Raw genomic sequence first — 17103 nt, 5'->3', positions numbered from 1 at the left:
TTGCACCACTTCGCGGAAATGCTTGACCATCGCCGCGACCCTCGCCACCACTCTTGTGCATGAGCGAAGACACGCCCGATAGCCTCATCCCGTATGACGAGATCGTCCAAGAGGCGCTGCGCGCCGTGGTGGGCCGTGTGCTTGGCGAAATCGAGCAGGGCGGCAGCGAACTGCCAGGCAATCATCACTTCTATATTACTTTCAAAACGGGCGCTGCCGGCGTGTCTATTCCGCCGCATCTTCGCGAGCGGTTCCCAGATGAGATGACGATCGTGCTCCAGAACAAGTTCTGGGATCTCGACGTGCGCGATGACGGGTTTTCGGTCGGCCTTTCGTTCAACCAGATCCCGGCCAAGCTGCAGGTACCGTTCGCTGCGATCACCGCATTTGTCGACCCAGCGGTCGATTTCGGGCTGCAGTTTCAGGCGACGGCGGGCGACATGTCTCCCGAAGCGCATGAGCATGCAGAAAATGACGAGCCTGACGGTAGCATCGATCCCGGCAATGGCGGCGATGACGACGGCTCCAATGTCGTGACCGTCGATTTCGGAAAAAAGAAGTAAGCGCGGCGCCTGCGGAAACGCTTTGGCTTTCAAGCGTTGATGGTTCGATATGAAGAAACCACGCCCCGACCGCTTCACCCGCACGCTTGCCAAGGCCGATGTCGAGGAAGAGACGCGCACTTCGTTTCTCATCCCCAGTCCGAACCCGGCGACCAACCTGCTCATCACCGATATCGTGGTGCGCGGCGCGACCAGCCTGTTTAGAAAGAACATCGAAAAGAAGGTAGCAAAGGCAAGCTACCAGGATGAAGCCAAGGCCGAGTCCCTAATCGACGGACGCACCATGATCACGTCGCTGGCATTGTACGGGGCCAGCAAGCTGGCAACGCGCTCTCCAGTGGGACTTGGCATCGTCGCCAGCGGTCTCGTCGTGAAGACCCTCTACGATCGCGGAAAATCGCGGCAGATGAAGCGCAAAAGAATGAAGCGCACGCGCATAACCGGCGAGTAGCCCGGCTCAGCCCTTGATTTAGTCAGGTGCTTTGCGGCATCGGGGTTTTCTTTGGGGACCTCATGGCCGATTTCAAAACCATCGACAAACTGCACCGGCGCGGCCTGCTGTTCATCCTGTCGTCCCCGTCGGGCGCGGGCAAAACTACGTTATCGCGTATGCTTCTCGCCGCAGACGCCGACATCAAGCTTTCCGTTTCCGCCACCACCCGCCCCCCTCGTCCGGGAGAGGAAGACGGCGTGCACTATCATTTCGTCAGCGATGCCAAGTTCGATGCGATGGTGGAGGAAGACGATTTTTACGAGTGGGCCGAGGTTTTCGGCTATCGCTATGGCACACCGAAAGGCCACATCCGCGAAGGGCTGAAAGAGGGGCAGGATTATCTGTTCGATATCGACTGGCAAGGCACACAGCAGCTTTATCAAAAGGACCAACAGGACGTCGTCAGCGTCTTCATCCTCCCGCCGAGCCTCGCCGAATTGCGCCGCCGTCTCGAAGAGCGCGCGCAGGACAGCGACGATGTGATCGACGGACGGATGGAGCGGGCCCGCGCGGAAATCAGCCACTGGGCGGAATATGACTACGTGGTCATCAACGACAATGTCGATGAATGTTTCGACCGGGTCCGCGAAGTGCTCGACGCGGAACGCATGCGGCGCACACGCCAGACCGGGCTGATCCCATTCGTGCGGGAATTGATGGGTTAGGGTTCCTCGGCTTCAATCGTTATGAGCTCGTTCAGCGACTCTATGCTTTGACGCGCGATCATATCCCACTCGGCCGATCCCTTGCCGCCCTGCTGAAAGTCGTCTCGGGATTTGCCTGTCGGCGCCAGGTCCTCAAGCCAGATGATGAGCAATTCCGAGCGCGCATCGCCATCGGGAATATGCACAGAGCGATGCCACACATAATCCTGAGGAACGGGAAAGCCAGCCTGGTCCGCCAGCGTTTTTGCGCGATAACCGTCCGTCCCTGGTTTTCCGTTCGGGAACAACCACCACACTCGTCCGGGTTCGACATCGGTAAAGAAGTCGAACCCGCCAATCGTAGTCCGATGCTCAGCGCTGGAATAATCGTACTGCCAATCGACTCCCGGCAAGACCGATTCAAACTGGAACAACAAGGTCGACCGCGGGGACCCGTCAGGCCACCGACGCCCGAAAACGTGTTGTTCTACCGCCGCCGTACCATAGAGCGTAAATTTCTGGCCGCCGACATATTCTAGTGACGGGTCGACGACTATGCGCGCAGCAGGGGAGAAAGGCGACAGCAGCACATTGTCCGAAACTTCGCGTGCAAGACCGGTGAATACTGCTGCAGTGGTATGCCGCTCTGGCGAATTCCAATAATAGGCGAACGCGCCGCAAGCGAGAACGATCGTTAGACCGAGAGTGCTGAAAAGGATCAATTTTCGCACTGGGACTTCCCGCTTGAAGTGTCGAAACTCAGTGAGTTAATACACCAATACACCTGTGGTGCAAGATCCAAAGATGAACGAGAAATCGGGCCGGAGGAAAATGCGGTAAATACCGCTCTGAGGCTTGTGTCTCGGACCTGCGTGGCATCGGGTGAGCGATGGCTAAATCGCGCGTACTCACGCTGCCGTTAGAATGGACGAATGCCGCCTATATTGGACCTCGGCCGAGGGCGTACCATGCATCCAGCGCAGTGTCGAAATTGGCCTGCATCGGGCGTTGAGTCGTATTTTCATAAAGATCCGCGGGGCTGCACTGGAGTGATCATTCGCATCCGATCGGCTGCAAGGTCTGTGACGACAAGTATAATTCAGTCGTCGACCTTGAATTGCCAGTTTTCACCGCTGCCTTGGGCCGCCAGCATCATCGGAAACGACGCCGCGAGACCAGCGACTGGAACGCTGCAAGCAAGTCGGCGTGGTACGTTGGCGAGCCTGCTGGACCTTCTCCAAAAGGTCGCCTGAGCACGGATTCGATCGATTTACTCGCCGGAGTTACATACTAACTGATAGGCCCTATCCGGCGGGGTCGTTGAATTGCCCGGGCAGAAACGCGTTCACCACACCGCCGTCGACCGTCACGGTGTCGCCGACCACATAATCGCCCGCGCGGCTGCAAAGATAGATCGCTGCGGCAGCCATGTCCTCCTTCGTGCCGATCCGCTTGGCCGGGATCATTGAGGCGCTGGCGTCCGGGGCATTCTTCGCAGCCTTGTTCATCTCGCTAGCGAAGGCACCGGGCGCTATCGAGGTGACGATTATATTGTCCTGGATCAGCCGCGCCGCCATCCGCCGGGTCAATTGGATCACGCCCGCTTTCGATGCCTGGTAGGCGTAGGTTTCCCACGGATTGATCTTTTGCCCGTCGATGGAAGAGACATGGATCACCTTCGCTGGGTGATCGCCCTTCCCTCCTGCAACCAGAAGATCATGCAGCTTCTGTGTCAGGAAGAACGGCGTCTTCACGTTGAGGTCCATCGTCCGGTGCCAGCCGGCCTCGTTGAATTCGAGATAGGGTTGGCCCCACGCGGCGCCAGCGTTGTTGATCAATATGTCGAGCTTGTCCTCGCGCTTCGCCATTTCATCAGCGAGCGATTGAATGCCGTCCATCTGGCTGAGATCTGCAGGGATGCCGAAGACCTTGTCCTCGCCGAACTCGGCAATGGTTTCCTGCATCTGCTCGACCTTGCGCGCCGAGATGTAGACGCGCGCGCACCCCGCGGCGAGCAGGCCTTCGACGAACATCTTGCCGATCCCGCGGCTGCCGCCGGTGACCAGAGCAACGCGGCCATCCAGACCGAAAAGTGATTGAATGTCCATGATCAATATCCGCTCAATTCAGCAACACGGTTGGCGTGGAAATAGGCATCGCCAAGGAATTCCTGCAGCGCTCGATCGCGCTTCATGTAAAGGCCGATATCGTATTCATCGGTCATTCCGATGCCGCCATGCATCTGGACGCCTTCCTTGACCGCGAGGCCCGCAGCCTTGGCGACCTTGGCCTTGGCGACCGAACTCATCAGTTCGGCACTTTCGGCACCCGCGTCGAGCAGCTGCTGCGTCTTGATTACGACGGCCCGCGCAATTTCGACCTCAGAATAGAGGTGGCTGGCACGGTGCTGCAGCGCCTGGAATTCGCCGATAAGTCGGCCGAACTGTTTGCGCTGCTTTAGGTAATCGACGGTCATGTCCATGGCCCCGCTGGCCACGCCCACTCCCTCTGCCGCTGCGCCGACACGGCCTGCGGTCAGCACGGCGTTGAGGATATCGCGTCCGCCATTGACTTCCCCGATCACCGCATCGCCGTCCAGTTCGACCCCGTCGAACTTGATATGCGAGGCGACCGAGCTGTCGACGAGCCGGACCGCATCCTGTGTCATGTTGGCGGCGTCTTTCGGGACGGCGAACAACGTAATGCCATCCTCGTCCTCGTCCGATCCGCTGGTGCGCGCGGCAACAACGATCATGTCGGCGCTCGCCCCTTGGATCACGAAGCTTTTGGAGCCGGTCAGCTTGAAGCCGTTGCCCGATTTTTCGGCCTTGGTCGCAATCCTGCCAGGACGGTGTTTGGCCGTTTCGTCGATTGCAACTGCGAACACGCTCTCGCCTTCGATCAGGCCTGGCAAGTAACGCCCACGCAAATCATCGCTGCCGTGCTTGAGCGCAGTCGCGGCTAGAACGGAGGATGTAAGAAAAGGCGACGGGGTAAGGTTGCGCCCGATCTCTCCGAGCACGATGCCCGCTTCGACATGGCCCATTCCCAGGCCGCCATCGTCTTCAGCGACGAGCATTCCGGTGAAGCCCATTTCCGCCATCTGCTTCCAGAGTGCGTGGCCGAAGCCGTCCGGGCAATCCCGGTCGCGCCAGTGACGCAGCTGTTTCTGGATATTGCCTTCTTCGGCCATGAAACCGCTAGCGGTATCGGCGAGCATCGCCTGATCGTCGTCGTGATAAAGGGGCATGTCGCGCCTTGTCCTCTCTGATTATGTAATTTTTAGGGCCGCTCCCGATTTTTCGAGAGCGGCCCGGTAATATGCTTCGCGGAGTCAGGAACCCGGCAGGTCGAGAATACGCTTCGAAATCACGTTGAGCATGACTTCCGAGGTACCGCCCTCGATCGAGTTCGCTTTGGTGCGCAGCCAGTTGCGCGATGGCTTACCGCCGCTCGTCTGCTCGCTTTCCCATTCGAGAGCGCGGCTTCCGCCTGCCGACATCATGAGTTCGTGGCGGCGCTTGTTCAGTTCGGTGCCGACATATTTCATCATGTTCGGCTGTGCCGGGTGCGCCTTTCCGACCTTGATCTCGTCGAGGAATTTCTCGCCCATCGCACCATAAGCCAGCGCGTCGACATCGAACATTGCGAGCTCGGCGCGCATTACCGGATCAAGCTCGTCGCCCGTCTTTGCAGCATGGCGTGTCATGGCCGCGCCGATTGCGCTGGTGCGGTCACCCCCGCCAGCGCCCGAAATCATTTCGCGCTCATGGCCCAGGAGATATTTCGCCACGTCCCAGCCACGGTTGATCTCACCAACATAGGCCGGGATGCCCTCGCCATAGCTCTTGGGTACTTTCACATCGTCGAAGAATGTTTCGCAGAACGGCGAATTTCCGCTGATTAGCTTAATCGGCTTGGTCGAGCAGCCTTCGGTCTCCATGTCGAACAGCATGAAGGTGATGCCCTGATACTTGTTCGTCTTGTCGGTGCGGACGAGGCAGAAAATCCAGTCGCACTCATCGGCGTAAGAGGTCCAGACTTTCTGGCCGTTGACGACCCAGTGATCGCCCTTGTCTTCACCGAATGTCTGCAAGGACACGAGATCGCTTCCCGAACCCGGCTCCGAATAGCCCTGACACCAGCGAATCTCGCCGCGCGCAATCTGGCCGAGAAAATGCTTCTTCTGTTCCTCGGTGCCGAAATGAAGCAGCGCCGGGCCGAGCATCCAGATGCCGAAAGAGCTGAGCGGCGGGCGCGCATTGATGCGGCTCATTTCCTGACGAAGAACTTTGGCCTGCGCCGGGTCGAGACCGGCACCGCCATAGTCCTTCGGCCAGGCCGGAACGGTGTAGCCCTTGTCCCGGCAGGCCTCGAACCAAGCCTTTTGCGCGTCGCTCTTGAAGGTCGCGTTGCGTCCGCCCCAATACACGTCTTCCTCATCGCGTACCGGCTCGCGCATTTCTTGCGGGCAGTTGGCTTCTAACCATTCACGGGTTTCTGCGCGGAAGCTTTCCAGATCGGACATCACCGACTCTCCTGTTTGATCTCTCGGTTAACGCTTACGTTATGGGAATTCGCACAGGCCCTGCAAGCGCGGATTTGGTAGCCATAGCGCGGCTCCCCATGCCGTAGCGTCAGCCGGTTTACGTTGACGGGATATTCATGGCGCTTAGGCTGGGCGGCACGAATTGGGAGGATTGTATGATCGGATTCGGCGTGAGGCTGACGGCGCAGGGGCTGCGTTAATGGGCCTTGTGAAAGGCAAATTGCCAATGCGCCTGAAGCTGATCCACGGCTTCGGCGCGGTCGCTTTTGGCGTCAAGGATATCGGTTTCCAATTCTTCCTGCTGTTCTTCTACAGCCAGGTTCTCGGCATGGAAGCATCGCTGGTGAGCCTCGCGCTGCTTTGCGCGCTCCTGATTGACGCGGTGGTCGATCCAATCCTCGGCAACTTGTCCGATCGGACATACACCAAGTGGGGCAGGCGCTTGCCGTGGCTTTATGCAGCGCCGATCCCCTTGGCCATTGCGTGGGTCTTGATGTGGACGCCGCCAGGCGGTGAAGCGCCGACATTCTGGGGATTGCTGTCTATCGCAGTGGTCGTCAGGGTCCTCTTGTCGGCCTGCGAGGTTCCGTCCATCTCGCTGCTGCCTGAAATCACGAGCGATTACGACGAGCGGACAACGCTGTTTCGGTTCCGCTACATCTCTGGCTGGCTCGGCGGAATTTTGATGATGGTGCTCGCCTACACCGTTTTTATGCCCGGCGAGGGCGGTTTGCTCAACCGCGATGGATATGTCGGATGGGCGATCACCGGGGGCGGCCTGATCATCTTATCGGTCATGGGATCCGCCCTTGGGCAGCACAAACTGGTCGCGCATCTGCCCGCGACCAAACCCGAACCCTTCACGATCCGTGCATGCTTTGCAGAAATCGTCGAAGCCTTCCGCGAGCGTGCCTTCCTGATTTTCGCCGCCGGTGGGCTGGCCGCCTATGTCAACCAAGGCCTCACCTTCTCGCTCACCAACTACCTGACGCTCTATGTATGGAGGCTGGACACCGCACAGATGCCACTGCTGCCCGAAGGTGTGACTGCGCTGAGCCTTTATCCGCTCGCCCTGTTTCTGTCGGCCATCCTCATGTTCTTCGTCGTCGGGCCGATGCACAAGCATCTCGGCAAACCCAAAAGTGCCGCAGTGTCCGCGCTCGGAACGGCACTGGTCACTTTGGCACCGTACCTCGCGCTTTATGCCGGTTTTTGGCCTCCACTCGACACCGCCTTGTCGGGGCTCATGCTGCTCTCTCTACTGATCGTCGGCAACATGCTCGGCATCGTGGTGCTTATTTCCGCCAGTTCGATGATCGCGGAAATCGTCGAGGCTTATCTCGAGCGCACAGGCAGGCGCGCAGAAGGCGCGTTCTATTCAGGCAACTGGCTGATCCAGAAATGCGCGACCGGCCTCGGCATTTTCCTGACCGGCCAAGTGCTGTCCGCCATCGACTTCGCGAGGGACGCTGCGCCCGGTGAAGTGCCGGCGAGCACGATCACCGAGCTCATCATCTTCTACACGCTCGCAACAACCATTCTCATGGCCATCGCCGCTTATTGGCTCGGTCGTTTCCCGATCAAGCGGGAGGATCACGAGGCGCGCGTCGCCGCACTCGCCGCGCGGCAGACCGCATGAGCCGACAGCCATAAATGAGAGCTTGGCGCGGCCATACGCCTCTGCCACGGTTGTTCTAACAGATTCGATTGCAATTCAGGACTAGAGAGGAAAACCCCCATGGATTTTCAACCCACCGAACGCCAGGTCTATTGGCGCGACCGCGTGCGCGACTTCATCGAAACGCATGTCCGCCCGAACATGGACACCTACAAACAGCAAGACGCCGAAGGCGACCGCTGGAAGGTGATCCAGATCATCGAGGACAAGAAGAAACTCGCCAAGGAAGCGGGTATCTGGAACCTGTTCATGCCGCCGCGCAATGAGAGCCACCACCACGTCGACGACACCTTCGAATTCGAGGGTCCGGGTCTCACCAACCTCGAATACGCGCTGTGCGCAGAGGAAATGGGCCGCATCGGCTGGGCGAGCGAGGTCTTCAATTGCTCCGCGCCGGACACCGGCAACATGGAAGTGTTCCACCGCTACGGCACGCGCGAACAGAAAGAACAATGGCTGAAACCGATCATGAACGGCGAAATCCGCAGTGCCTTCCTGATGACCGAGCCTTTCACCGCAAGCTCCGATGCGACAAACATCGAAACCCGTATCGAACGCGATGGCGACGAATACGTCATCAATGGCCGTAAATGGTGGTCATCTGGCTTGGGTGATCCGCGCTGCAAAGTCTCCATCGTGATGGGCAAGACTGACTTTTCCGCCGGTCGCCACGCGCAGCAGAGCATGCTGCTGATGCCCAATGACGCACCGGGCGTGAACATCATCCGTCACCTGCCGGTATTCGGCTATGACGATGCGCCGCACGGTCATATGGAAGTCGAAATGAAGGATGTCCGCGTGCCCGTCACAAACATGCTGCTGGGCGAAGGTCGCGGTTTCGAGATTGCGCAGGGTCGCCTCGGCCCGGGCCGTATCCACCATTGCATGCGCACGATCGGCGTAGCCGAAGAAGCGCTGGCGAAGATGTGCAAGCGTCTTCAGGAACGCGAAGCCTTCGGCAAGCCGATCTACAAGCATTCCGTCTGGGAAGAGCGAGTCGCGCGCGCGCGTATCGATATCGACATGACCCGCCTGCTCTGCCTGAAAGCGGCAGACATGATGGACAAGGTCGGCAACAAATCGGCCAAGCAGGAAATCGCCATGATCAAGGTTCAGGCGCCGAACATGGCCCTCAAGATCATCGACGACGCGATCCAGGCTCATGGCGGCGGCGGTGTGTCGAACGATTACGGTCTTGCCAATGCGTATGCCCATCAGCGGACGCTCAGGCTCGCCGATGGTCCCGACGAAGTCCATGCCCGTTCGATCGCGCGAATGGAGTTTGGCAAGCATATCCCCGAAGCGGGTCCGACTGCCAATGCCCTTCGCGGTGACAGCGGAAGGGCGGCCAATGATAGCGGCAATCTGAGCTCGGGCGACATGGGCGCTACGCGCTAAGCGCGGACGCGGTAGAGGAGAGGCCGAAAATGGCAAAAGCAGCAATCCTGGAAACTCCGGGTGAAGGACTTGTGATCGGCGAAATCGATGTCGCCGATCCGATGCCGCACGAAGTCCTGATCGACACCAAGGCCTGCGGCCTCTGCCATTCGGACCTGCACTTCATCGACGGTGCTTATCCGCATCCCCTGCCCTGCATTCCCGGGCACGAAGCGGCGGGCATCGTGAAAGCTGTCGGTTCGGAAGTAAGAACGGTGAAGCCGGGCGATCATGTCGTCTCCTGCCTCAGCGCGTTTTGCGGCCACTGCGAGTTCTGCGTGACCGGCCGCATGGCGCTTTGTCTCGGCGCGGACACCCGGCGCGGCAAGGGCGATGTGCCGCGCATGACGCGCTCCCGCGGTTCGGGAGAGAGCGAACCGGTAAATCAGATGCTCAACCTCTCGGCCCTATCCGAGCAGATGCTGATCCATGAACACGCCTGCGTTTCGATCGACAAGGACATGCCGTTCGATCGGGCTGCTATCATCGGATGCGCGGTTACGACCGGCGCAGGCACTATCTTCAATGCGTGCAATGTCACGCCGGGTCAGTCGGTTGCCGTGATCGGTTGCGGCGGAGTCGGGCTTGCTGCGATCAACGCTGCGAAAATTGCAGGTGCAGGCAAGGTGATCGCCGCCGATCCGCTTCCTGAAAAGCGTGCTCTGGCAGAAGCACTGGGCGCCACCCACACCGTGGATGCATTGGCGGACGATGCCGCCAACCAGATTATGGCGATTTCCGGCGGCGGTGTCGATTTCGGTATCGAGGCAGTGGGCCGTCAGGCGGCAGCGGACCTTGCTGTGGCATCGCTGCGCCGCGGCGGAACCGCCGTCATTCTCGGCATGATGCCGCTCGATTGCAAAGTGGGGCTGTCGGCGATGGACCTGCTGGGCGGGAAGAAACTCATGGGAGCGATCATGGGGATGAACCATTTCCCGGTCGACCTCCCCCGCCTCGTTGATTTCTACATGCGCGGGCTGCTCGATCTCGACACGATTATCGCCGAGCGTATCGGCCTTGAGGACGTCAACGCCGGCTTCGACAAGATGCGTGAGGGGCATTCGGCACGCAGCGTGGTGGTGTTCGACTGATGGCTACCGACAACGCACCCCAGATCGATTTCGACAAGGAAATGGTCGGTACGGTCGAAGTGACCGACAAGGACAAGCTGGACCTCGGCAAGCTGACCGACTGGTTCGAAGCCAATGTCGAAGGTTTCGCCGGCCCGATCAACTATACCAAGTTCAAAGGCGGACAATCGAACCCGACCTACAAGATCGAAACACCTCAGGCGAATTACGTCCTGCGCCGCCAGCCATTCGGAAAACTGTTGCCGAGCGCGCACGCGGTAGACCGTGAATACAAGGCGATGACGGGGCTCTATCCAACAGGTTTTCCTGTGCCGCGCACATACGGCCTGTGTGAAGACCCTGAAGTCCTTGGTTCGAAATTCTTCGTCATGAGCATGGCGGACGGGCGCAGCCTGTGGAACGGTGCCCTTCCGGACTGCTCGCCCGAAGAGCGGCGCGAGCTTTACAATTCGCTCATCGACACGATGGCCGATTTGCATCTGAACAAGCCGAATGAAATTGGTCTCGGCGATTTCGGCAAGCCGATGGATTATTGCGCCCGCCAGATCGCTCGCTGGTCGAAACAGTATAAGCTGTCAGAAACAGAGCATATGCCGGAAATGGAACGGCTGATCGAATGGCTGCCTGAAACCATTCCGCCGCAGCATGAAAGCAGCGTCGTGCACGGCGATTACAGGCTGGACAACGTGATCTTCCACAAGCAGGAAAACCGCATCATCGCCGTGCTCGATTGGGAGCTATCGACCCTCGGCGATCCGATCGCGGATTTCAGCTACCTGATGCTCAACTGGTTCCAGCCTGCCGACGGACGAGCCGGTCTGTTGGGCCTAGATCTCGGCGCTCTCGGAATTCCGTCGGTCGAGCAGGCGGTGGAACGTTATGTCGCACGCACCGGCTATCCCGTACCTCCGATGGACTGGTATTTCGCATACAACCTGTTCCGGCTCGCCGGCATCATGCAGGGTATCAAAAAACGCGTGATCGATGGCACGGCGTCGTCGGCTCATGCGAAATCCATGAGCGGACGGGTGAACCAGCTGGTCGATCGGGCGGCGGAATTTGCCCGTGCGGCGGGCATGCCCGGTTGATCTTCAGAATGATGTGCTGAAGGTTACGATAGCTCCCATGTCATCGGGTGCCGCGGCGAAATGCCCTGGCTCAATCCGGTAAAAAGCACTTGCGCGGGCATATCCGAAGAGCAGCGGTCCGCCCCATGTTAGCTCACTCATGAGTTCGCGTCCCTCTGGCGAAAGCGAGAGTCTCTGGCGTCCGATGATCGGCCTTTCGCTGGCGTAGTCATAGGCCACCGGCAGGTCGAGATCGAGCCCTCCGCCGCTGACCCGCAATGGTTGGCTCACTCTTAACCCGACCGTGTCATTTACAGTAAAGTTGCCAGTGCGGGAAAGGTCGATGGACCAGGCTTCTGAAATTAGCTGCGATCCACCACCAATCAACGCGCCACCCCGCGGCCGGGTCATGCCTCCCCTGAAAGCCATCCCAGCCCGCCACTTGCGTCCCATCCGTTGCACGATATCGGCGTCGAGATAAAGCGTGTCCGCGCCCGCGAGACCCAAGGCTGAATTGAAGTGACCGCCCAGAAGCGTCTCTTTTTCGGAAAGCCACGTCAGCCCAATCGCCGTGCCTGTCTCACCGAAGTCTCGATCGGCAGCGAGGCTGAAAGTGGTCGTTCGCCGCCTTTCGCGCACACCGTAGACCACATCGTTCGATCGGCGATTGTCTCCCAACCACGCGCGCCCGCTTTCAGCGGCGAAAGTCACACCCCAATTGCCGAACACCTGCCGCGCAGCGAACGAAACATCGGTGCTGGTGAGAAAACCTGTATCCGCTCCGGCGCGCGGAGCCACGGCAAATGCCGGACGTTCCGCCCCTTGGAGCTGACCAACCAGCCCTCGTGCGCCCTGCGCAATTCCGAAACCCAGTTGCATGTCAGGAGAGACGCGCGCGGCCACTCTTGCGGCCAGCACCCGCGCGCCCTGCGCCTCTTCCGGCGTCAATTGCAGCTCGCTCGACCATCCGATCCCACCGCCGCGCGGCCCCTCGGCAATGGTCACAGCGAAGGACAAGCTATCTCCGTCCGTTGCACGTGTGATTCCTCCGGCTTCAACCGCGCGGCGCAGACGTTGGACCTGCGCCGCGTTCGCAGCATCATGCCCGAGTTCGACGTCATAGGCTCGGCGGTACTTATCGAGGACAACGGTATCGATCGAAACGTACGACAGCGCATCACCCATGGCCGCGGACCCGAGGCCGAAACTTTCGCCAAGCGCAAGCACATTTCCGGACCCGGCGACCGTGGTCGCACCTGAAGGTTCGAAGGCCGCCGCGATGTCCAGAATGCCGGTTCCGAACACTGGGTCAGCACCGACTTCGCCAGCGTCGCGCGCAGTGTCGAACAGAATTTCGACGATTTCCGCTCCGGTGAGATTGGGAAAGGCCTGCGCCAAAATTGCGACCGCGCCTGCAACCTGCGGAGCGGCGAAACTCGTGCCGGAAAAGAGAGTGACGAACTGCTGCCCGTCTATGGTTTCGACGAAGATCTCACCGTCATCGTAAACGCAGCAAATCCGTTCGCCGAGAGCCGAGATGAACGAAGTGGAGAAATCGCCCGCCCGGTTGCTGAAGCTGGAGAATGCACCCTGATCGTCGACCGAACCGACGATGATAACGTTACCGCCACCCGCCTGCCGAATACCAGCGGCGAAAGGATCAGGCTGGTCGGGGTCGATATCAGGATCACCACCAGCGCCTCCGTTTCCGGCGGCGACGACCACGACGACGCCTGCGCTCGCAGCGCGCGCGACGGCATCCAGCACGCTTTGCGACGTCGGCCCGCCGCCAAGGCTCAGATTGACCACGGTAGCGCCTGCTCTGACGGCGAGATCGATACCCGTGGCAATATCGGCACTTGAGAAATTGCAGCCCAATGTCGGGTCATCTGGCGTGTCGACGCCGCATGATCCCGGATCATCTGCACGCACGGCGAGGATCTGCGCATCGAATGCCGTGCCGACGACGCCGGAATTGTTCCGCGCCGCAGCCGCGACGAGAGCCACGTTCGTCCCGTGATCGTCGAGCGGATCGATACCGCGATCGGCCACGATGTCGGTGGAAAGGGGATGGATGCGGCCCGCGAACTCCGGGCTGTCGCTATCTATGCCCGTATCGATCACTGCGATGATTTCACCGCTGCCTGTCGCGCCCTCTCGCCATGCGGTGTCGGCTCCGTGAAAGACAGGTCCATTGGATCGCCTGAACTCCGCCGTATCAAAATCCACCGGCGGAGGAGGTGGCGGTGGAGACGGAGGAGGAGGCGGCGGCGGGGCAGGAGCGGGGAGCGAAGCGATCGGCGCACCGGAAGAAGGCCCTCCGCCGCCGCAGGCACTGAGCAAGGCGCACAGGGCGGCAGACGCCCCGAGCTTTCGAACAGGTGCGCGCTTGATCCGGACGAAGGCACCAACCTTGTCCGCAGACCTTGCTGCCGGGGGGTTCTCCATAATTGCGACCTCGAATAAGATTCCCCTAGTGCCCTAGGCATAGGATGGAAAACTTAACGTAAGCAACACGTACCTTGAGGCGGGCAAATTTGCTTATCGCCTTGTGGCAAGCACGTTCCGCAGCTAGCAGCGCTTCAGATCGAAATCCCTTCTTTCGCAAGAGGCACCATGACCGAGACACTCATCGCCGACATCGAGACCGCTTGGGAAAACCGCGCAGATGTAACTCCGGGCAGCGAAGTGCGTCACCCGGTCGCCGAAGCGCTGGCGATGCTCGACAGCGGCGAGGCCCGCGTCGCCGAACCGGACGGGAATGGCGGTTGGCGGGTCAATCAATGGCTTAAGAAGGCGGTGCTCCTGTCTTTCCGGCTCAAGGACAACCGAGTAGTCGAAGGGGGATCAGCAGGCGATCCCGCATTCGACAAGGTGCCGACGAAGTTTGCCGGTTGGGGAGACAACCGGTTTCGCGAGGCCGGCTTTCGTGTCGTTCCCGGTGCGGTCGTGCGCCGCGGCAGCTTCATCGGCAAAGGCGCAGTTTTGATGCCGAGCTTCGTCAATATCGGTGCTTATGTCGGTGAAGGGACAATGGTCGACACCTGGGCGACGGTGGGATCGTGCGCCCAGATCGGCAAGAACGTGCACCTTTCCGGCGGTGCGGGCATTGGTGGGGTGCTGGAACCTTTGCAGGCTGAGCCCGTCATCATCGGCGACGGCGCCTTCATCGGAGCGCGCAGCGAAGTAGCAGAAGGCGTTCGCGTGGGCGAAGGGGCGGTGCTTTCCATGGGCGTTTATCTCGGCGCATCGACCAAGATCGTCGACCGGGCGACTGGCGAGATCCATATGGGCGAAGTTCCGCCGTATGCGGTGGTTGTTCCAGGCGCGCTGCCTGGCAAGCCGCTACCCGATGGATCGACCGGACCATCGCTTTATTGCGCAGTGATCGTCAAGACGGTCGATGCGCAGACACGTTCGAAGACCGGCATCAACGAGCTGCTTCGCGACTGATTTTTTTCGCCTGTTGACGAACGGGCTTTCAGGCCGGGCCACGCTCGGCTATATCGTTTCAAACGGAGTTCACATGGCACACGAAGACGATAACGGAATCCACATCGAAGACGACGACGCGCGCGGTGCGCACACAACTGGCATCATGCGCTATGTCCTCGGCATAAGCCTGTTGCTCGCGATCATCGCCATGAGCGTCATCTGGATTGTTCCAGCGCTTACGGGTTCTGCCAACTGACGCCAGCTCTTCCGGAACCTCAGGGCCGGTTTGGTCATTAATCTCCTGAAATCAATCAGGAGATTAATCATGAGCAATTCCAACAGTTTCCAGACCAACCAATATGTGAAGTGGAACTGGGGCAACGGCGAAGGCAAGGGCCAGATTACCGAACGGTTCGAACGTGAGGTAACCCGTACGCTTCAAGGCACCGAAGTCACCAAGGACGGTGACGAGGACAATCCCGCCTACCTCATCAAGCAGGAAGATGGCGACGAAGTGCTCAAGCGCGGCAGCGAGCTTGAGGCCCAGGACTGATGCCCGAGGCAAAGAGCAAGGCGCAGCAGCAGGCTGCGGGAGCGGCGCTCTCGGCAAAACGCGGCGAAACCGACAAATCGGACCTTCAGGGTGCCTCGGTCGCAATGTACGAAAGTATGAGCGAGGATGAGCTGGAAGCGATGGCCTCCACCTCACGCGAGGATCTGCCCGAAACGGCCGGCGAAGACTGATTGTCTAGCAAGCGCGCGGAGAGCTTACCTCCCCGCGCGCATCGCGCCTGCTGAAATCATTCGCTGCTGGGTAGCAGGCTTTCGATCGGAGCCCGATCTACCACCCGCGCCGAGTATCGCTCGGCATCCCGCAGTACGCGGATCGCATTGCGGCTCGATATCAGCTCAAGCTCGACCTGCGAGTAACCGCGCCGCGCCAGCTCTGCAAACAGTGCTGGATAGCCGGTCACATCCTCCATACCGATAGGGCCGGTTGGCATGCCGTCGTAATCGGCACCGATGCCAATATACTCGACGCCTGCAATCTGTTTGATGTGGTCGATGTGGTCGGCCATGTGACTGATTATGGTCTGCGGTTCCGGATTGCTTGCGTCCCATTCCGCCATGGCAGCCGAAACGACGTCTGGCTGACCAAGATAGAGCGAATTTTGCCGAGCCTCCTCTGCCTGCCGCTCAGCATACCACTGACGCCGTTCATCGTTGAGGAAACCGGGCAGGCCCACAACCATCACAATGCCGCCGTTTTCCGGCAGCCGTGCCAGAACGCTGTCGGGGACGTTACGCGCATGACCGTTGACGGCGCGCGCTCCCGAGTGGCTGAAGATCACCGGCGCCTCCGCCACGTCGAGCGCATCCATCATTGCTTCCTCGCTGACATGGCTGAGATCCACCAGCATGCCGATCCGGTTCATCTCGCGGATGACGTCCTTGCCGAAATCGGAAAGGCCGCCGTGCTCCGGTTCATCGGTTGCGCTGTCCGCCCACGGTGTGTTGGCGGAATGGGTGATCGTCATATAGCGCGCGCCCAGCGTGTACATCTGGCGGAGCACCGCCAGGCTGGATCCGATCGAATGGCCACCTTCCATACCCAGGAGTGAGGCGATCTTGCCATCTGCCATCGCGCTTTCGACCTGATCAGCCGTTTCGGCGTATGCGAGACTTCCCGGGTGGCGCGCGATCAATCGCTTCATCACATCGATCTGTTCCATCGTCATCTGCACCGCCTCCGGCTCAGACAGGCTGACGGGAACGTAGACTGACCAGTATTGAGCACCGACCTTTCCTGCTGCCAAGCGTATCAGGTCGGTATGCATCGCCCTACCTTCCGGATGGGTTGATCCGGTGCCCGTCGTGTCGAAGAAATCGAGATTGTTGATCTGGTTGTCGAACCGAGAGCGGAGCTGGATCGGAACATCGTTGTGACCGTCGAAAACGGGGGCAGCGTCGAGCACGGCATTGGCGGTCACCACCGCCGGATCCGTCTCGGCCGCCGGGGCGGCATCTTCGGCGACGTCTTGCGCAGCTGCGGGGCTGGCGAGCGCGATGGCGATGGCCGCCAGGGACAGATTGAGCGGAGAAATGGCGCGATATTGCATCTTCGGTGAAACTCCCGGTAACTGCC

Annotated in this window: 17 protein-coding genes; 11 read left to right on the top strand and 6 right to left on the bottom strand. The window is 59.9% G+C overall.

Annotated features, from left to right (window positions below):
* The first annotated feature begins 59 nt into the window (after positions 1-59).
* The 3 genes from KCG45_RS08420 to gmk all read left to right on the top strand — a co-directional run bounded on the left by KCG45_RS08420 (position 60) and on the right by gmk (position 1721).
* On the top strand, positions 60-563 hold the full coding sequence (locus KCG45_RS08420; RefSeq protein WP_218316827.1) for an SspB family protein: 504 nt from the start codon (positions 60-62) through the stop codon (positions 561-563).
* A gap of 49 nt (positions 564-612) precedes the next feature.
* On the top strand, positions 613-1014 hold the full coding sequence (locus KCG45_RS08415; RefSeq protein WP_218316826.1) for a hypothetical protein: 402 nt from the start codon (positions 613-615) through the stop codon (positions 1012-1014).
* A 62-nt stretch (positions 1015-1076) separates the two neighbouring features.
* Positions 1077-1721: a guanylate kinase gene (gene gmk, locus KCG45_RS08410; RefSeq protein WP_218316825.1), complete on the top strand. Its 645-nt coding sequence runs from the start codon at positions 1077-1079 to the stop codon at positions 1719-1721.
* On the opposite strand, the gene KCG45_RS08405 is transcribed toward gmk, so the two are convergent.
* From KCG45_RS08405 to KCG45_RS08390, 4 genes are all read right to left on the bottom strand, one after another.
* Positions 1718-2431, bottom strand: coding sequence for a hypothetical protein (locus KCG45_RS08405; protein ID WP_218316824.1), 714 nt, complete (start codon positions 2429-2431; stop codon positions 1718-1720). The two genes, gmk and KCG45_RS08405, sit on opposite strands and share 4 nt — an antisense overlap.
* Positions 2432-3004: 573 nt before the next feature.
* Complete coding sequence (locus KCG45_RS08400) at positions 3005-3808, bottom strand: SDR family oxidoreductase (RefSeq protein ID WP_218316823.1); 804 nt, start codon at positions 3806-3808, stop codon at positions 3005-3007.
* Between the two features lie 2 nt (positions 3809-3810).
* Complete coding sequence (locus KCG45_RS08395) at positions 3811-4950, bottom strand: acyl-CoA dehydrogenase family protein (protein ID WP_218316822.1); 1140 nt, start codon at positions 4948-4950, stop codon at positions 3811-3813.
* 84 nt (positions 4951-5034) lie between these two features.
* Positions 5035-6228 carry an acyl-CoA dehydrogenase family protein gene (locus tag KCG45_RS08390; RefSeq protein ID WP_218316821.1) on the bottom strand — a complete coding sequence of 398 codons (1194 nt, stop codon included), beginning with the start codon at positions 6226-6228 and terminating at the stop codon, positions 5035-5037.
* 220 nt (positions 6229-6448) lie between these two features.
* Here KCG45_RS08390 and KCG45_RS08385 point away from each other — a divergent pair, with 220 nt between their 5' ends.
* The 4 genes from KCG45_RS08385 to KCG45_RS08370 all read left to right on the top strand — a co-directional run bounded on the left by KCG45_RS08385 (position 6449) and on the right by KCG45_RS08370 (position 11543).
* Positions 6449-7888 (top strand): MFS transporter, encoded by a 1440-nt coding sequence (locus tag KCG45_RS08385; protein WP_218316820.1) that lies wholly within the window; start codon positions 6449-6451, stop codon positions 7886-7888.
* Between the two features lie 99 nt (positions 7889-7987).
* Positions 7988-9325: an acyl-CoA dehydrogenase family protein gene (locus tag KCG45_RS08380; RefSeq protein WP_218316819.1), complete on the top strand. Its 1338-nt coding sequence runs from the start codon at positions 7988-7990 to the stop codon at positions 9323-9325.
* A 29-nt stretch (positions 9326-9354) separates the two neighbouring features.
* Positions 9355-10455, top strand: coding sequence for a Zn-dependent alcohol dehydrogenase (locus tag KCG45_RS08375; protein WP_218316818.1), 1101 nt, complete (start codon positions 9355-9357; stop codon positions 10453-10455).
* A complete protein-coding gene (locus KCG45_RS08370) occupies positions 10455-11543 on the top strand; it encodes a phosphotransferase family protein (protein WP_218316817.1) in 1089 nt (362 codons plus the stop codon). Before KCG45_RS08375 ends, KCG45_RS08370 begins: the two co-directional genes overlap by 1 nt.
* Before the next feature lie 3 nt (positions 11544-11546).
* On the opposite strand, the gene KCG45_RS08365 is transcribed toward KCG45_RS08370, so the two are convergent.
* Positions 11547-13970, bottom strand: a complete 2424-nt coding sequence (locus KCG45_RS08365) for a S8 family peptidase (protein ID WP_218316816.1) — start codon at positions 13968-13970, stop codon at positions 11547-11549.
* A 168-nt stretch (positions 13971-14138) separates the two neighbouring features.
* On the opposite strand from KCG45_RS08365, the gene dapD reads away from it, so the two are divergent.
* From dapD to KCG45_RS08345, 4 genes are all read left to right on the top strand, one after another.
* A complete protein-coding gene (gene dapD / locus KCG45_RS08360) occupies positions 14139-14975 on the top strand; it encodes a 2,3,4,5-tetrahydropyridine-2,6-dicarboxylate N-succinyltransferase (protein ID WP_218316815.1) in 837 nt (278 codons plus the stop codon).
* A gap of 73 nt (positions 14976-15048) precedes the next feature.
* Complete coding sequence (locus KCG45_RS08355; RefSeq protein ID WP_218316814.1) at positions 15049-15213, top strand: hypothetical protein; 165 nt, start codon at positions 15049-15051, stop codon at positions 15211-15213.
* 69 nt (positions 15214-15282) lie between these two features.
* Positions 15283-15510 (top strand): hypervirulence associated TUDOR domain-containing protein, encoded by a 228-nt coding sequence (locus tag KCG45_RS08350; RefSeq protein WP_190786490.1) that lies wholly within the window; start codon positions 15283-15285, stop codon positions 15508-15510.
* Positions 15510-15701 (top strand): DUF3008 family protein, encoded by a 192-nt coding sequence (locus tag KCG45_RS08345; RefSeq protein WP_218316813.1) that lies wholly within the window; start codon positions 15510-15512, stop codon positions 15699-15701. Before KCG45_RS08350 ends, KCG45_RS08345 begins: the two co-directional genes overlap by 1 nt.
* A 56-nt stretch (positions 15702-15757) precedes the next feature.
* Here the strand turns inward: KCG45_RS08345 and KCG45_RS08340 are convergent, their stop codons facing one another.
* On the bottom strand, positions 15758-17077 hold the full coding sequence (locus KCG45_RS08340; protein ID WP_218316812.1) for a dipeptidase: 1320 nt from the start codon (positions 17075-17077) through the stop codon (positions 15758-15760).
* Positions 17078-17103 lie beyond the last annotated feature (26 nt).

It is taken from the genome of Erythrobacter ani (genome assembly GCF_019204025.1).
Classification (GTDB): domain Bacteria; phylum Pseudomonadota; class Alphaproteobacteria; order Sphingomonadales; family Sphingomonadaceae; genus Erythrobacter; species Erythrobacter ani.
The sequence above is the reverse complement of the archived record's forward strand: the minus strand, read 5'-3'. Positions and strand labels throughout refer to the sequence as shown.

What these genes read in the sequence shown, in the direction of transcription:
- KCG45_RS08420 (WP_218316827.1), top strand. Translation starts at nt 60, where the DNA reads ATGAGCGAAGACACGCCCGATAGCCTCATCCCGTATGACGAGATCGTC.
- KCG45_RS08415 (WP_218316826.1), top strand. Translation starts at nt 613, where the DNA reads ATGAAGAAACCACGCCCCGACCGCTTCACCCGCACGCTTGCCAAGGCC.
- gmk (WP_218316825.1), top strand. Translation starts at nt 1,077, where the DNA reads ATGGCCGATTTCAAAACCATCGACAAACTGCACCGGCGCGGCCTGCTG.
- KCG45_RS08400 (WP_218316823.1), bottom strand. Translation starts at nt 3,808, where the DNA reads ATGGACATTCAATCACTTTTCGGTCTGGATGGCCGCGTTGCTCTGGTC.
- KCG45_RS08395 (WP_218316822.1), bottom strand. Translation starts at nt 4,950, where the DNA reads ATGCCCCTTTATCACGACGACGATCAGGCGATGCTCGCCGATACCGCT.
- KCG45_RS08390 (WP_218316821.1), bottom strand. Translation starts at nt 6,228, where the DNA reads ATGTCCGATCTGGAAAGCTTCCGCGCAGAAACCCGTGAATGGTTAGAA.
- KCG45_RS08385 (WP_218316820.1), top strand. Translation starts at nt 6,449, where the DNA reads ATGGGCCTTGTGAAAGGCAAATTGCCAATGCGCCTGAAGCTGATCCAC.
- KCG45_RS08380 (WP_218316819.1), top strand. Translation starts at nt 7,988, where the DNA reads ATGGATTTTCAACCCACCGAACGCCAGGTCTATTGGCGCGACCGCGTG.
- KCG45_RS08375 (WP_218316818.1), top strand. Translation starts at nt 9,355, where the DNA reads ATGGCAAAAGCAGCAATCCTGGAAACTCCGGGTGAAGGACTTGTGATC.
- KCG45_RS08370 (WP_218316817.1), top strand. Translation starts at nt 10,455, where the DNA reads ATGGCTACCGACAACGCACCCCAGATCGATTTCGACAAGGAAATGGTC.
- KCG45_RS08365 (WP_218316816.1), bottom strand. Translation starts at nt 13,970, where the DNA reads ATGGAGAACCCCCCGGCAGCAAGGTCTGCGGACAAGGTTGGTGCCTTC.
- dapD (WP_218316815.1), top strand. Translation starts at nt 14,139, where the DNA reads ATGACCGAGACACTCATCGCCGACATCGAGACCGCTTGGGAAAACCGC.
- KCG45_RS08355 (WP_218316814.1), top strand. Translation starts at nt 15,049, where the DNA reads ATGGCACACGAAGACGATAACGGAATCCACATCGAAGACGACGACGCG.
- KCG45_RS08350 (WP_190786490.1), top strand. Translation starts at nt 15,283, where the DNA reads ATGAGCAATTCCAACAGTTTCCAGACCAACCAATATGTGAAGTGGAAC.
- KCG45_RS08345 (WP_218316813.1), top strand. Translation starts at nt 15,510, where the DNA reads ATGCCCGAGGCAAAGAGCAAGGCGCAGCAGCAGGCTGCGGGAGCGGCG.
- KCG45_RS08340 (WP_218316812.1), bottom strand. Translation starts at nt 17,077, where the DNA reads ATGCAATATCGCGCCATTTCTCCGCTCAATCTGTCCCTGGCGGCCATC.